Here is a 15503-nt window from a genome sequence, read left to right on the forward strand (position 1 = left end):
GAAATATCCTTATAGTTCATCATGTTCCAAATCGAAGGTATCCATGAACAGGGTCGCGATCTTCTGCTGTTCGAGGGTCTGCCTGACCTGTGACCAAGCCAGTTTGGCGCTCTGCTCCTGCTGATTGCGGCCGGGAGAGAGCGCGGTTTTAAAAATCACCTTCCGGTTATGAGTGATCCAGATCAGGCTGCCCCAGCGGGCTGTCGGGCGCTCATGAATCGTCAGATTTTCTCTGGCATCCGGGTCTTCATCGCTGCGCAACCGGGTAAATTCGTTATAAAAGCCCTGACCGAAACGGGTAAAAGTGCGATCCAGCACCAGACCATCCAAATCCAGCCGATCACTCTCCTGCTCCGGCTGCACCGACTCCAGCGGTGTATCAGCCTCGGCAGCCACAACAGTCGTGCAGCCCCAGAGCAGCGCGAGGCAACACGCCACAGAGAGCGCTTTCATCAGTGAGAGTCCGGAGCATCGAGATACTCTTTGGCCCAGCTCACCGCCTGGATCCGGTTCTTCACATTCAGCTTTTTAAAGACGTTATAGAGGTGGGATTTGACGGTATGCTCGCTGACAAACAGGCTGTCGGCGATCTCGACATTGGAGGCGCCCGTCATCAGATAACGGATGATCTCCTGCTCTCTGGCTGTCAGCAGAGTGTCGTTACGCAGCAGGTAGCTATTGCCCTGGCGATAGTATTCGACCAGCTCGCACAGCAGGTGACGCGGCATCCAGTACTCGCCCAACAGGATTTTCTGCAACCCGGCAACCAGTCTGTCGAGCGGATCCTGACGGAAAAACAGACCGCAGATCTGCGGCCACATCAGCAGCAGGTCGCGATCCGTCGCAGTGGGAGCATTGAGCAGCACAGTGGTCGCCATGCCAAAGCGTTCGGAGATCGCCCGGTTCCAGCCCAGTGACTGGCCAGAGCGGATATAGTCGAGATCGATGAGAAACAGCGTGCCGTCACACTGGTTATCTAGCTGATTAATCTCGTGGATTAGCTGGACGGGGCGGCTCAAATGAGAGATGAGGTATGCAGCAAATGTGCTGGCCTGCACATTATTTTCAGTGACCAGTGCGATCGGGCATGCGGCTTTCATTGTGTGCTCTTCCTTGAACCTGTAAACCACCTAATCTGGCCGACTGAGTCTACCAAGGAGGTATGGGAGCACAATATTAAAAAAGTATGAGAATGGATCTCATAAATATCGTAACCATATGTTTTTAGTCGATTTAAAAACCTATTCCAATTCGCCAATCGGCCAGCATAACAGGAATATATGGCAGAAATGTGATGCCGGACGCGCCGGAAACAGCTGTAACCCGACCATCACTACAGCAGGAGCCAACAGTTGCCTTTGGCGCATCAAGCCGGTTAAGGATGCTGCCAATCCGCTTCGCAACTGTTACTATGACCGTCACATGCGTCTGCGGGACATTGCGCCCCGCACACAGCAACTAATCAGGTATCTAGTCGTGTTGGACCAGGTTTCGACCTGGCCGGTAAATAAGGTGGAAGAGAGATTATGGCCAGTCGAGGCATCAATAAAGTCATTCTGATCGGTAACCTCGGGCAAGACCCGGAAGTACGCTACATGCCGAGTGGCGGTGCTGTGACCAACATTACTCTGGCTACCTCTGAAACCTGGCGCGACAAGCAGACCGGTGAGCAGAAAGAGCGTACCGAATGGCACCGCGTTGTCTTCATGGGCAAGCTGGCCGAAGTGGCTGGCGAGTACCTGAAGAAGGGCTCCCAGGTCTATGTGGAAGGCAAACTGCAGACCCGCAAATGGCAGGATCAGAGCGGCCAGGAGCGCTACACCACTGAAGTGCTGGTCGACAGCTTCACTGGTGTGATGCAGATGCTGGGTGGCCGTCCGCAAGGCGGTCAGGGCATGGGCCAGAACATGGGTGGCCAATCCCAGGGTAACTGGGGTCAGCCGCAGCAGAGCATGCCTGCCCAGCAGCCGATGAATCAGCAGCGCCCGGCACCGGCTCCGCAGCAGAACATGCAGCCGCAAGGCGGTTATGGCCGTCCTGCCCAGCAGCCGCAATCTGCGCCGCCGGTATATAACGAGCCGCCGATGGATTTCGACGACGATATCCCGTTCTAAGAACAGAATATTGAAAAGGCCCTGATAACTCAGGGTCTTTTTTTATGCACTCAGGCTGAACCTCTCAGCCCGAAAGGGATATAACGCTTTATGGTTGCCTCCCCTACAGTGATGGATATCCTCCACAGGAGCGCTTTGTGAAAAGTGCAATGAAACTGCTCACCCCTTTATTGCTAATGCTGACCAGCTTGATCTCCGGCCAGTTGCTGGCAACGCCACTCAAGGTCGGGGTCAGCTTTGCCATCCCCCCTTATGTCATCGAAAGTAATCAGCGTGGCATCGAGCTGGATCTGCTGAAAGAGGCGTTTGCTGGCAGCGGCTATGAGCCCAGCTTTGAATTTCTGCCGCTGGAGCGCACCTTCCGCCTGTTCGAGTCAGGAAAGCTGGATGCCATCATCAACGTCAGACCCGGTATGGTTGATCCTCACGTTCTGACCCAGCCCGTTATCACCTTCCATAACCGGATCTTCACCCTGCGCAGCACCCACATCAGCACTCTGGACGACCTGCATTCAAAACGGGTCACCGCCTTTCAACGGGCAAGGATCATTCTGGGGGGCGCGTTCGCCACCATGGCCAACCAGAATCCCCACTATGAGGAGGTAGCCAAGCAGCAGGTGCAGGTACATCAGCTGATGCGCGGCAGGGTCGATGCAGTCGTACTGGAGGAGCGGGTGTTCTACTACTACCTCGACCAGCTGATTGCCACCGCCCAGGCAGGTGAGCACTACGAGCGCAATCAGGTCAGGCAAGCAGACCTCTTCCCGCCCACCGTCTATCACTTTGCCTTCCGAACGGCCGATGCCCGCAATCTGTTTGATAAGCGCCTTGAGGCGATGCGTCAGGATGGTCGTTATCACCAGATTTTCGCGGCTTACGGCGCCACGCCGTGAGCCACAAACATAAAAGCCAGCCGGTAAGGGCTGGCTTTGTACTGGCTCCGAAGGAACAGCAGTAGGGGAGCGTTACTTCATTGCGCTGCCGTTTTTCAGTTCTGCTTTCTGACGTTTGGCTTCGCGTTTCTCTTTCAGTGACATCTGCGGTTTTTTCTTGGCATCTTTGCCGTTGTGATGTTCTTTGTTACTCATCATCAAACTCCAAAAATGTTACCCAGACAGTTGGTTCCTCATGGGAGCCAGCATGCCATCCGAATCATCAACTTCAGTACGCTTGGTAGGATGGTGCAAGACCATCACCAGACCCAGCATACCCTCCAGCGGCATCCGGATCCAGCCTCATTCTCGTCCAAAAAATGCTGTGCTCCGCCCCCTGAGCGGGGAGGCCAAACGACCTCGACAGGAAAGACCAAAAAAGAGTAATTCGCATTATTAAATGTTGTCACGCTTATATTAAGCCATCGTAGGCTAGATATTTTCACGGATAAATATAAATCCCTCTCATTATTTATTGCCGCGCAAGAGGCCACCATTTTAATAAGCATTCGCAATATCACCGGAAACATCAGGTTACAACACCGAATAGGTTATTTCCGGTCAGACGGATATAATGCGCGCCGCACCGAAATATCCGTTTTTATTCAGGAAGCTGTGACATGAACAGAAAAACCAGAGCCGCCATGGTGTCGGTCTGCTCCAATATCAGTCTGATCATCATGAAAATGGTGGCCGGTTTCGCCAGCGGCTCGGTCAGTATCATCTCGGAGGCGATCCACTCCGCCATGGATCTGGTGGCGGCCCTGATCGCCCTGTTCGCGGTGAAAAAGTCCGATCTCCCGCCCGATGAACGCCACCCCTATGGTCACGACAAGATTGAAAATGTCTCCGGCGTCATCGAAGCACTGCTTATCTTGCTGGCCGCGGGCTGGATCATCTTCGAAGCCGTCGACAAGCTGATCACCCCCAGCCCGATTGAAAGCATTGGCTGGGGCGTGCTGGTGATGGTGATCTCGGCGCTGGTCAACAGCGGCGTCTCAGCCTACCTCTATAAGGTGGCCCGAGAGGAGGAGTCGGTCGCGCTGGCTGCCGATGCGCTTCATCTCAAGGCGGATGTGCTCACTTCAGCCGGGGTCGCCGTCGGTCTTGGCGGGATCTGGCTGGCCGGTCTGTTCGACCATTCACTCGCCATCCTCGACCCGCTGGTCGCCATTGCGGTCGCCATCTTTATTGTCAGAGAGGCCATCAGCATGCTCAACGAGGCCTTCCAGCCGCTGATCGACCAGAGCATGAGCCCGGAAGAGCTGGCGATGACCAGCCGCATCATCACCGAATGCTGCCCTGCCGCCAGCGGTTTCCACGATCTGCGCAGCCGTCGTGCCGGTCGTCGCCGCCATATCGACTTTCATCTCACCCTGCCCCCTGAGATGAGCATCGGCGAAGCCCACGATATCTGTGATCGCATCGAACACGCCATCATGGCGCAGTTGCCCCACGCCATCGTGCTGATCCACGTCGAGCCGGAGGAGCAAGAGATGTCCTCACCGCTCGCCATAAACTGAAATGTGGCAAACAGGCGGGAAAGTGGCAGCGAAATAACAGAAAGTTGGCACAAACCCGCATTTTTACTGCCGGAAAGCCGATTGCATAAGAAGTGATCGGCACAACTGTGTTAGGGTGTCTAACCACCCTGCCGCAGGAGCGCGCCGTGAAAAAGCTGGAAATGAAAGATCTGACCGAGGCCGAAAAAGCCGAGATAGCCTTGTTATTGCAAAAGGCACAAGCCAATGCAGACCACCAGCTGACCAACGGAGAGCGGAACAAGATCCGCGAAGAGGGTCGCCTGAAAATTGTGGCCGACCGCGCCGAAGCGGCCAAGGCAGCCTCCAAGCTGGCTCGCGAGAAAGCCAAAGAGCGCGCCAAGAACCAGGTACTGCCGGAAACCTTCAGCTGGATTGATTCGGTCAGCAACAAGTTTCGCAGCAAGCGCTGATCCCTTATTGCAAAACGCCCGCTGGCACTTGTGCCTGCGGGCCTTTGCATGTCTGGGCAATGCTCGATGAGCCAAATTTGGCGCCGCCATTGATTTGCAGCCCAGAAGCTAATCGCAGCAGCAAAGAAGTGATTTACATTGTGAGTTAGAGAGAACACCAACTGACAATCCCCAACGATCGCCAGCTTTTCATTTTTTCTCATATTTTTTGCCAGAACTGGCTACATAGTCAGGACAAAAAAGCCGAATCTGGTTTGCTACAGGGTGGTATGAGTCTGCACTGATTTTTCTATGCCGTTGAAATGCATCATGTTTACTATAAAAAATGATATTTTTGGCTGTTACAAAACATTAATATCGAGATAAAGTTTGCTTTAAAAATGAGAGCGTGTTTTAATCTTTCTCGATGGTTCGGCAGTTCAGACCTGATTATGTTAGGCAGTCATTTTAGTAAAGCAGTGATTAGCATAAGCGTTATCCTCGGATAATTCTTATCAAATAATTCTCCTTCTTTAGTGCTCCCCATACGTATTGCTGACGAAAAATCAAAAATTGCCATTTAGGTGGCATTCAACACTATTTAAGGAAATTATTATGTCTAACAAAATGACTGGTACCGTTAAGTTCTTCAACGCTGAGAAAGGTTTTGGTTTCATCTCCCCGGCTGACGGCAGCAAAGACGTGTTCGTACACTTCTCCGCTATCCAGTCCACCAGCTTCAAAACCCTGGACGAAGGTCAGCGCGTTGAGTTCACCATCGAGCAAGGCCAGAAAGGCCCGGCTGCTGCCAACGTAGTTGGTCTGTAATTCAAACCGGAGCATACTGCTGATGGCTCATGCCAACCGCTGACAGCTCTGCAAGAATTTAAAAAAACCCGCTTCGGCGGGTTTTTTGTTTTTCCCGCTTTTTCCTCACAGATCTCCCCTCGCCCGACCGCTTGATCCCTCCCTTACACGCTCTCACCGCTTGAGTCTTAGAATGAGCTCCGAATGGACTCAAAATGTAAAATAGTGACGAAAAAGTCAGGTTATCCGCTGTATTTGCCGCGAATTCTTGCTATTTTGCGCGCCACCAACGCAAACGATTTCCTTCACACTTTCAGGATTAGTTATGGCAAAGCAAGATATGGCCGCCCAAACAGGGACAGGCGGCTTTCTGGACTCTTATTTTTCCATTTCTGCGCGCGGCAGCAGCGTGCGTCAGGAGCTGGTCGCGGGGCTGACCACCTTCCTGGCGATGGTCTACAGCATCATAGTGGTGCCGAACATGCTGGGCGCAGCTGGCTTTGAGCAGGGCCCGGTGTTTGTGGCCACCTGTTTGATCGCCGCCTTCGGCTCCCTGCTGATGGGTCTGTGGGCCAAGCTGCCGATGGCTATCGGTTGCGCGATTTCCCTCACCGCCTTTACCGCCTTCAGTCTGGTACTGGGTCAGGGGCTGAGTATTCCGGTCGCTCTGGGCGCCATCTTCCTGATGGGTGTGCTGTTTACCCTGATCAGCGTCACCGGCGTGCGCCAGTGGATCCTGGATAACCTCCCCTCCGGCATCGCTCACGGCACCGGCATCGGTATCGGTCTGTTCCTGCTGCTGATCGCCACCAACGGCGTTGGCATGGTGATCAAGAACGAAGGGGCCGGTCTGCCGGTTCAGCTGGGTGAAGTGACCTCCTTCCCGGTCATCATGACGGTGCTGGGTCTGGCCGCCATCTTCGGTCTGGAGCGTCGCAAGGTGCCGGGCGGCATCCTGATGGTGATTATCGCCATCTCCATCCTCGGCCTTATCTTCGACCCGAAAGTGACCTGGCAGGGCTTCTTCGCCATGCCGAGCCTGACTGGCGAGAAGGGCTCTCTGGTAGGCAGCATGGATCTGCTGGGCGCCCTCAATCCGGTAGTCATTCCGACCGTACTGGCGCTGGTGATGACCGCCGTGTTTGACGCCACCGGTACCATCCGTGCCGTGGCCGGTCAGGCTGGCCTCATCAACGAACGTGGCCACATCATCAGCGGCGGCAAGGCCCTGACTGCCGACTCCGTCAGCAGCATGGTGGCAGGCGCCGTAGGTGGTGCTCCGGCGGCCGTCTACATCGAATCTGCAGCAGGCACCGCAGCAGGTGGCAAGACCGGTCTGACCGCTGCGCTGGTCGGCGTGCTGTTCCTGCTGATGATATTCCTCTCCCCGCTGAGCTATCTGGTACCGGCTTACGCCACCGCACCAGCCCTGATGTACGTCGGTCTGCTGATGCTGGGCAACGTCACCAAGCTGGACTTCAGCGACTCGGTCGATGCCCTCTCCGGCATGCTGTGCGCCGTCTTCATCGTGCTCACCTGCAACATCGTGACCGGCATCATGCTGGGCTTCGTGGCGCTGGTCGTTGGCCGCATCTTCGCTGCCGAGTGGAAGAAGCTGAACGTCGGTACCGTCATCATCGCCCTGGCACTGGTGATCTTCTATGCCGGTGGCTGGGCCATCTAACCTGCCCGTATATTCCGGTTATAGCGAAGGGCCCTGCGGGGCCCTTTTTCATAGCTGTGAGGCCGCTAACAGTTTCCCGCCCGCTAGCCCTACGCCGTTTCAGATTGAAACATCCATCCCCCTTCTGCTGTTTCAAATCCGAACCAAATCGCCCGTCATTTTTATCCCTCTTTCTGTCGTTAGACTGGCTCCATCAACCATTTGCCCACCCGAGCGGTGGCAAGCCAAGGAGTGAGCCATGAAGAAACTGATCAATGCCGTCGATGCCGTGGTCCGTGAACAACTGATGGGGATGGCAGCCGCCCACCCCGAGCTCAAGGTACGTATCGAACCCCACTACATCACTCGCGCCGACTCCCCCGTGATGGGCAAGGTGGCGCTGGTCTCCGGCGGTGGCAGCGGCCACGAGCCGATGCACGGCGGTCTGGTGGGCAAGGGGATGCTGGATGGCGCCTGCCCCGGCGAGATCTTTACCTCCCCGACCCCGGATCAGATGTACGAGTGCGGTCAGGCCGTTGATGGCGGCGCGGGCGTGCTGTTTCTGGTGAAGAACTACACCGGCGACGTACTCAACTTCGAGACCGCGGTCGAGCTGCTGCACGGCGACGGCGTCAAGGTGGGTTTCGCCCTCATCGATGACGATGTCGCGGTCAAAGACAGCCTCTACACCGCCGGTCGCCGTGGCGTTGCTACGACCGTGCTGTGCGAGAAGCTGGTGGGTGCCGCCGCCGAAGCGGGCTACGATCTGGCGCGCTGCGAGGCGCTGGCCCGCCGCATCAACAACCAGAGCCGCACCATAGGCGTGGCCATGCATGCCTGCACCGTGCCGGCCGCTGGCAAGCCCTCCTTCACTCTGGCGGACAACGAGCTGGAGTTCGGCGTGGGCATTCACGGCGAACCGGGCATCGAGCGTCGCCCCTTCACCGACCTCAATACCCTGGTGGACGACATGTTCAGCGAGCTGGCGGACAATACCCCCTATGGCCGCACCCTGCGCCACTGGGATCGCACCAGCGGCAGCTGGCAGGAAGAGCACACCTTTATCGAGCCGCTCAACAAGGGCGATCGGGTTATCGCGCTGGTTAACAGCCTCGGCGGCACCCCCATCTCCGAGCTCTATGGCGTCTATGGTCGCCTCGCGACCCTGTGCGAGGAGGCGGGCATCCATCTGGTGCGCAACCTGATTGGCCCCTACTGCACCTCCCTCGACATGACCGGCATCTCCATCACATTGCTCAAGGTGGATGATGAGCTGATGACCCTGTGGGATGCCCCCGTTCACACCCCCGCCCTGCGTCGCGGCTGCTAAGGAGAACCCATGTTAAGCAAGCATCACATCGTCAACTGGCTGCTCGACTGCGAACATATCTTCACCGAGCAGCGCGACTACCTCACAGCGCTGGATACCGATATCGGCGACGGCGACCACGGCCTCAACATGCAACGCGGCTTTGCCAAAGTGGCCGAGAAACTGCCTGCGGTGGCGGACAAGGATATCGGTCAGGTGCTGAAAACCACCGGTATGACCTTGCTCTCCTCGGTAGGCGGTGCCAGCGGCCCGCTCTACGGCACCTTCTTTATCCGGGCGGCGGCCAGCACCGATGCCTGCCAGAGCCTGAGCCTCAGCCAGCTGTGCAAAATGCTGAGCGACGGGGTCGAGGGGATCGTCTCTCGCGGCCGCGCCGAGCCGGGCGACAAGACCATGTGCGACGCCTGGTGGCCGGCACTGGCCGCCCTGCAACAGGCGCAGCAGCAAGAGTTGTCGATCAGCGAAGCGCTGGACAAGGCGGTGGCAGCCGCCGCAGCCGGTACCGAGGCCACCATCCAGATGCAGGCTCGCAAGGGGCGCGCCAGCTATCTTGGCGAGCGCAGCATCGGCCATCAGGATGCCGGGGCCACCTCGACCCTGCTGCTGCTGACTGCCCTGCGTGACAGAGCGAGGTTGTGACATGATCGGAATCGTAGTTGTCTCTCACAGCGCCATGCTGGCGGCCGGCTTGAAAGCGCTGGCCGACCAGCTCGGCAGCCCGGCCCGATTGCTGCTGGCTGCTGGGGTCGATGACCCCGACCACCCCATCGGCACCGATGCCATCGCGGTGATGAGTGCGATTGAAGAAGCGGACAACGGCAGCGGCGTGCTGGTGCTGATGGACTTGGGCAGCGCCCTCTTGAGCGCCGAAACCGCCCTCGAACTGCTGCCCCCGGAGCTGAGCGCACGGGTGCGGCTCTGCCCCGCCCCGCTGGTCGAAGGTACTCTGGCCGCCGTGGTGGCGGCCGGTTCCGGCCTGACGCTGGATGAGGTAGCCGCCGAGGCGCTCGGCGCGCTGGGCCCGAAACAGGCGATGCTGCCAGCCAGCGTGGCGCAGGCAACCACCGAGACAGCCACCGTTGCCGACGACGGCTGGCTGCGCTGTGAGGTGGTGGTGGATAACCCCCACGGCCTGCATGTACGCCCCGCCGCTCGGCTGGTGGCCGCCCTCAAGCCATTTGCCGCCGAACTCAAGTTGCAAAAGGGGGACAAAGAGGCCAATCCCCGCAGCCTGACCCGGCTCGCCATGCTCAACGTGCGTCAGGGCGACCAGCTCACCCTGCTGGCGCGCGGCGAGGATGCCACCGCCGCACTGACCTGCTTCCAGCAGCTGGCCTCCGAGCGCTTCGGCGACTGACGCCGCACACCACTGTTTCAAGGGGCTGCACTCGCTCGCTGAGCCTGTGCAGCTTCATTCAAGACGAAGGAGTCCCGGCACAGCCGCCCCTTCGCCCCGATTCTTAATTAGTAAAGAGAGAGGGATAAAATATGGACCGCATTATCATCAGCCCCAGCAAATACGTGCAAGGCAACGGGGCCCTCGCCAATATCGGCAACTACGTCAAGGAACTCGGCAGCAAGCCGCTGATCCTTGCCGACGCCTTCGTCACCAAGCTGGTCGGCGATACCGTGGCCACCAGCTTCCACGGTGCCGGTATCAAGCCCGAGTTCGATTGCTTCAACGGCGAGTGCTCCCGCCCCGAGATCGACCGCCTGCTGGCCCGCTGCAAGCAGACCGCGTTTGACGTCATCATCGGTATCGGCGGCGGCAAGACGCTGGATACCGCCAAATCGGTCGCCTTCTACCAGAAGGTGCCGGTGGTCATAGTGCCCACCATCGCCTCTACCGATGCCCCCACCAGTGCGCTGGCGGTCATCTACACCCCGGAAGGGCAGTTCAGCGAATACCTGATGATCCCGACCAACCCCAACATGGTCATCATGGATACCGGCGTGGTCTCCCGCGCCCCGGTACGGCTGCTGGTCTCCGGCATGGGGGATGCGCTCTCCACCTACTTCGAGGCGCGCGCCAACAAGGTTTCCGGTTGCCAGACCATGGCCGGTGGCGCCTCTACGCTGGCGGCGCAGGCCATCGCCGAGCTCTGCTACAAGACCCTGCTGGCCGATGGCTACAAAGCCAAGCTGGCGGTGGAACAGGGGCTCTGCACCAAGGCGGTGGAGAACATCATCGAGGCCAACACCTACCTGAGCGGTATCGGCTTCGAGAGCAGCGGGCTGGCCGCCGCCCACGCCATCCACAACGGTCTGACCCAGCTGGCCGAGTGCCACCACCTCTATCACGGTGAAAAAGTGGCGTTCGGTACCCTGGTGCAGCTGGTGCTGGAGAATGCGCCGATGGCGGAGATCGAAACCGTACTGGCCTTCTGCCGCTCGGTAGGCCTGCCGACCAACCTGCATATGATGGGGGTCAAGGAGCTGGATATGGCGCGCCTGATGGAGGTAGCCAAAGCCTCCACTGCCGAGGGCGAAACCATCCACAACATGCCGTTCAAGGTCACTGCCGAGGATGTGCTGGCGGCCATCGTCACCGCCCACCAGCTGGGGCTGTAACCACGCCACGACTGACTCTGCCATATAACAAGGCCCCGCAACTGCGGGGCCTTTTCATTTTCTGCGGGCCGATTGGCAACGACCTCAATAAACGTCAGCCGTGATAGTCGGCGGGATCGATCTCGAGCAGCTTGAGTCGCCGCCACAGGGTGGTGCGGCTGATGCCAAGATGCTGAGCCATCTGGCTCACCTGCCCCTTGCAGGCGTGAGCGCAGCGCAAAATGGCTTGGCGCTCCAGCTCCGCCAGCGTGAGCAGCGGTTGCCCCACCACCTCGTCGGCCACCCGCTGATAGCCGTGCCGAATGGCAGCGGGCAGCGCCTCGGGCGGAATCAACCCCTGACCGGCGTGGAGCAGCGCATGCTCCACCGCGCTGCGCAGCTCCCCCAGATTGCCGGGCCAGGGATAGGCAAGCAGACAATCGAGGGCCGCCGGACTGAACTGGCGCACCGGTTCGCGCCCCTGCGCCGCCAGCTGCTGGCTGATCAGGCCCGGCAAATCCGCCGCGCGCTCCCGCAGCCCCGGCAGCCAGAGCTCGCACGCCTGCAAGGCATAGAGCAGCTGGCGGCCAAACAGCCCCTCCTGCACCAGCTGCTCCAGCGGAGCGCTGCTGGTGGCGATGATCCGCACCTTGAGCGGCAGGATACGGGCCGAATCGAAGCGCTGGATGCGGCCGGTCTTGAGCAATTGCAGCAGCGCCGCCTGCATGGGGGCAGAGAGGCACTCCACCTGCTCCAGCACGAGCGTGCCGCCGTGGGCCAGCTCGAACTTGCCCGCCCGCTCCTGCCCCGCCTCGTCGGAACCCATCAGCTCCAGCGCCATCCGCTCGCTCGGCAGCGCCTTGCAGTTGAGGGTAATAAGCGGCCCGGCGGCCCGCTCACTGCCAAAGTGGATCGCCTCCGCCAGCTGGGCCTTGCCCACCTCCTCCTCGCCGCGCAGCAGGATCGGCCCCTGACTCTGGGCCGCCTGCCGGGCGTAGCGCAGCAGCTTGCGCATGGCGCTCGACTCCCCCACCAGCGCCGACAACTCGGGCACCGTCTGGCGCAACTGGTGAATGGCCCGCAGCCGATCGACCGGGTGCAGCAGGGCGATAAAGCTGACCCCCTCCGGCCCCGGCAGCGGCTTGAGGCTCACCAGCGCATTGATAAACTCCCCCTCCTGCGCGCCGAGCCGCTCCAGCGTCACCTCCACATGACTCAGCGGCGTCTGCCCCCTGATGGCGAGCTGCAACCGCTGCGGCAACAACAGGTGCTGCTCCAGCGGCTGGCCGAGACAGAGCGCCGGATCGAGCCGCAGCCGGTTGGCCGCCAGCGCGTTGAGGTAGCGCAGCCGCCCCTGCGGGTCCCAGGCCAGCACACCGTCATCCATGCCATCGAGCAGGGCGTAAAGCTCGCTCAGATGGTGCTGGGACTCCTGCATCAGGGTCTCCATCTGCAGCAGATGGGCCAGCTCGCGCCCGGCGCTGACAGTGAGCGCCAGATCGCCCGCGCTCGCCTCCTCCACCTTGCAGATCAGAGCGATGATGGCGACCTGACGGCCATTGCTGTTGTAGACCGGGCTGGCGCAGCTGTGCCATGGGTGGAGGGTCTGGTTGAAGTGCTGGGCACCGCTGACGCAGAGCGGTACTCCCTCCAGCGCCGACAGATTGATGGCATTGGTGCCGATGCGTCCCTCGCTGAAGAAGGCACCGGGGCCAAACCCCAGCGCCGCCAGCTCACGCTGGGTGTCGGGGTGGCCGGTTTGGGCCAGAAGGCAGCCGCTCTCGTCGGTGAGCAGCAGGGCGCAGGGGCGCCCCTCCATAAATTCGTAGAGATCTTCGAGGGCCATCTCGCCGGTGGTGAGCAGGTCGCGCTTGCGCTGGCGCAGGCTCTGCAAGGTCTGCCCCTTGGCGCTGTGGGGCGGATGCCAGAGGGTGGCACTGGTCTGGTGAGCGCAGCGCAGCCAAGATGCCTGCAAATAGTCGGGCCAGGCGAGCAGCGGCTGAAGGTCAGATGGCATGGTCACAGCAATATCCGGCAAGATGTAAGCCGACCATTTAACCACGCCAGCGCCCCCGATTCAGTGACCTGCCTCAGAGGGTGGCAAGCCCGTCCTGCTCTTGGTCGGATTCACCCCTGAGCTTGGCGAGAATGCCGCCTGTGGCGGTGGCATTCACTGCATCACCCTGCACCAGCCAGCCTGACCCTCATCTACCCACTGATAACCCGGGGCGTTGCCACGCCCCGGGTTATTTCTCTAAGCTCAATTCCCCTCAATCCACATCATATACTGCCGGTTTATTGACCATAAATAACATTCAAGACGTGGCCTCGTTCACACTCTTGGCCCGTTTACAAGGCTGAGGCTTAGTGGCACTTTCTATTGCAGCCCCTTAAGTGTATTTTTATCAATAGCAAGAGATATATTAAATAGGATGTTAAGTGAATGCGTTAAATATCAGATGTAGGCTAGCGGTTTAGTTTTAAGTAAACTTTCTAGGTGGTGATGATGATGGACTAGCTCAACATGTAATGCGCTATTAGTGTATGAGTACAGCCGTCACCAAATCACCATTGGGTTCTAGTAAAAATTAGATTTAAATCATGAGTGAAGAAGTCCTCAAAATTAATATTGCAAACGCGATAAAACACCTATCCTTAGATGAAATAGAGGAGCTTTACCAAAGGTATTTAGATGGTGAAAAAAACTCTGTGTTGATTGAGGACTATAAAATAAATATAAATCCTAACAAACTGATAAAGGTACTTCCACCTAAAAAACTAGATGATACGTTGTGCCCATATTGTAATGCACCTATGTTTACCAAACGTAAGAGCAAAAGTACTAGCAGCTGGAATATCCCTCTTATTGAATGTTTTGATTGCGGACACCAAGTATTATCTGCGGAGCGTGGATATCACCGACAACAAAAATGTGATTGTAAAAACTGCGTAAGCATAAGGGAGCAGCAGAAGCTTGATGCAGAAAAGGAAAAAAGAACGGTAATTAGAGCAATATATGACCTTAGTCATAGAAAGCCAATAGATTACTCCGAGTTGAATTTTTTTCATAAGTTAATCTTGTTAACACTTTTCAGAATGCAAACCGATGAAGAGTTTGAATATATATTGTCCCTTGATGACCCATTTAGGACTGAGGCTTTATCTCCTACCGTACAGATGAATATTGAATGTTTAAAAGAGCTCTTGAGTTGTGGTGCAGTAGTTGTTGATCCAGAATCAAGGATAGATGCATTTGTTGAGGATGAAGGATTCAAATCTGTCTACGTAAATAAATCCAGATGGATTCCAAATATAGCTATTGATGGTACTGATAGAGCGGGGCTGAATGAAGTTTACAATAAAATCTATAAAGAGTTAAAAAATGGAATGCAACCTCAATGGGAAAATGAAGCATTAAAAATATTATTCAAAATTGCAAGAGAAGAAGTTCTTAAATATGTATATGTAAGAGCCGACGAACTAAACATAGCCTTTTCCGCAGAAAATAAAACAAGGGAAGTTGTCAATCAACTACTACATGAATTTTCAGTTAGTGAGATTTATTATTTTGTGAAAAAATCTGTCGAGAATGCCCATATATACTATTCAAAAGGATTTGCCACCAATAAAAAGCAAGCAGCAAACACCATCCCTAACAAAATATTGTCACTAGGTGAGCGAGCAATAAATGAAGGATGGAATACCTATAAATATAATCGTGACAAAAGAGTACCTAGATCATATATAAGCCATGTTTTTTATGATTTTATTCTTCAAGATGAAGATGCAGGTTTCCATAAATCACCAGGAAAGCATTGGGAACAAGAACTTCATCCAAGATACTTCAGTGAAAGTGAGATTGACCAAGATAATGAGTTATGCTGTTCTCACTGTAAATCTACACATATGGCTATTCAAATGGTTAATAATGTTTTAGAAGTAAATTGCAAAGACTGTGGAAGCATTCAACAATTTACATCGAGCCCGTAGGTTCGATTAGCCGTAAGGCGTAATCGGACGTTCGCGTAAATTGATTCCCCCACTATCACAGCCATCAATATTTCCCCTCTGCCAGATGCCGCTGCCCCATGGATACAACCGGGACAGCGGCATCTCGATCGTCCGATTACGCTTCGCTAATCGAACCTACATGAGACGGTAATATGTGGGATGT

General features: G+C 56.6%; 15 protein-coding genes. 11 read left to right on the forward strand and 4 right to left on the reverse strand.

Going from position 1 to position 15503, the window contains the following annotated elements:
* Positions 1-9: 9 nt before the first annotated feature.
* Positions 10-453, reverse strand: a complete 444-nt coding sequence (locus OKC31_RS08495; RefSeq protein ID WP_247823557.1) for a curli production assembly/transport protein CsgE — start codon at positions 451-453, stop codon at positions 10-12.
* The gene (locus OKC31_RS08500) at positions 453-1100 is read right to left on the reverse strand and encodes a LuxR C-terminal-related transcriptional regulator (RefSeq protein WP_042080923.1); all 648 of its coding nucleotides are present in this window, start codon (positions 1098-1100) and stop codon (positions 453-455) included. Before OKC31_RS08500 ends, OKC31_RS08495 begins: the two co-directional genes overlap by 1 nt.
* Positions 1101-1526: 426 nt before the next feature.
* Between OKC31_RS08500 and OKC31_RS08505 the strand changes: the two genes are divergently transcribed.
* Positions 1527-2114: a single-stranded DNA-binding protein gene (locus tag OKC31_RS08505; RefSeq protein ID WP_005340181.1), complete on the forward strand. Its 588-nt coding sequence runs from the start codon at positions 1527-1529 to the stop codon at positions 2112-2114.
* Between the two features lie 149 nt (positions 2115-2263).
* Positions 2264-3007: a substrate-binding periplasmic protein gene (locus OKC31_RS08510; protein WP_247824146.1), complete on the forward strand. Its 744-nt coding sequence runs from the start codon at positions 2264-2266 to the stop codon at positions 3005-3007.
* 72 nt (positions 3008-3079) lie between these two features.
* Here OKC31_RS08510 and OKC31_RS08515 read toward each other — a convergent pair whose 3' ends face one another.
* Positions 3080-3205, reverse strand: a complete 126-nt coding sequence (locus OKC31_RS08515) for a hypothetical protein (RefSeq protein WP_019445191.1) — start codon at positions 3203-3205, stop codon at positions 3080-3082.
* A 461-nt stretch (positions 3206-3666) separates the two neighbouring features.
* On the opposite strand from OKC31_RS08515, the gene OKC31_RS08520 reads away from it, so the two are divergent.
* The 8 genes from OKC31_RS08520 (at position 3667) to OKC31_RS08555 (ending at position 11350) form a co-directional block, all read left to right on the forward strand.
* Positions 3667-4569 (forward strand): cation diffusion facilitator family transporter, encoded by a 903-nt coding sequence (locus OKC31_RS08520; RefSeq protein WP_247823558.1) that lies wholly within the window; start codon positions 3667-3669, stop codon positions 4567-4569.
* Positions 4570-4715: 146 nt separating this feature from the next.
* Positions 4716-5000, forward strand: a complete 285-nt coding sequence (gene yjbD / locus OKC31_RS08525; protein WP_005340165.1) for a DUF3811 domain-containing protein — start codon at positions 4716-4718, stop codon at positions 4998-5000.
* A 594-nt stretch (positions 5001-5594) separates the two neighbouring features.
* Entirely contained in the window at positions 5595-5807 is a 213-nt protein-coding gene (gene cspE, locus OKC31_RS08530) for a transcription antiterminator/RNA stability regulator CspE (RefSeq protein ID WP_005316548.1), read from the forward strand.
* Positions 5808-6111: 304 nt separating this feature from the next.
* Positions 6112-7470, forward strand: coding sequence for an NCS2 family permease (locus OKC31_RS08535; RefSeq protein WP_069529272.1), 1359 nt, complete (start codon positions 6112-6114; stop codon positions 7468-7470).
* A gap of 238 nt (positions 7471-7708) precedes the next feature.
* Complete coding sequence (gene dhaK, locus OKC31_RS08540; RefSeq protein ID WP_005340163.1) at positions 7709-8779, forward strand: dihydroxyacetone kinase subunit DhaK; 1071 nt, start codon at positions 7709-7711, stop codon at positions 8777-8779.
* A gap of 9 nt (positions 8780-8788) precedes the next feature.
* On the forward strand, positions 8789-9418 hold the full coding sequence (dhaL, locus tag OKC31_RS08545; RefSeq protein WP_075116115.1) for a dihydroxyacetone kinase subunit DhaL: 630 nt from the start codon (positions 8789-8791) through the stop codon (positions 9416-9418).
* A gap of 1 nt (position 9419) precedes the next feature.
* Positions 9420-10136, forward strand: a complete 717-nt coding sequence (dhaM, locus tag OKC31_RS08550; RefSeq protein ID WP_100652608.1) for a dihydroxyacetone kinase phosphoryl donor subunit DhaM — start codon at positions 9420-9422, stop codon at positions 10134-10136.
* 131 nt (positions 10137-10267) lie between these two features.
* A complete protein-coding gene (locus tag OKC31_RS08555) occupies positions 10268-11350 on the forward strand; it encodes a glycerol dehydrogenase (RefSeq protein ID WP_247823559.1) in 1083 nt (360 codons plus the stop codon).
* Positions 11351-11444: 94 nt separating this feature from the next.
* Here OKC31_RS08555 and dhaR read toward each other — a convergent pair whose 3' ends face one another.
* Positions 11445-13346: a dihydroxyacetone kinase operon transcriptional regulator DhaR gene (dhaR, locus tag OKC31_RS08560; protein WP_247823560.1), complete on the reverse strand. Its 1902-nt coding sequence runs from the start codon at positions 13344-13346 to the stop codon at positions 11445-11447.
* A gap of 584 nt (positions 13347-13930) precedes the next feature.
* Between dhaR and OKC31_RS08565 the strand changes: the two genes are divergently transcribed.
* Entirely contained in the window at positions 13931-15319 is a 1389-nt protein-coding gene (locus tag OKC31_RS08565; protein ID WP_247823561.1) for a hypothetical protein, read from the forward strand.
* The last annotated feature ends 184 nt before the right edge of the window (positions 15320-15503 follow it).

This window comes from Aeromonas sp. Y293-4, assembly GCF_027705905.1.
GTDB classification, from domain to species: domain Bacteria; phylum Pseudomonadota; class Gammaproteobacteria; order Enterobacterales; family Aeromonadaceae; genus Aeromonas; species Aeromonas veronii.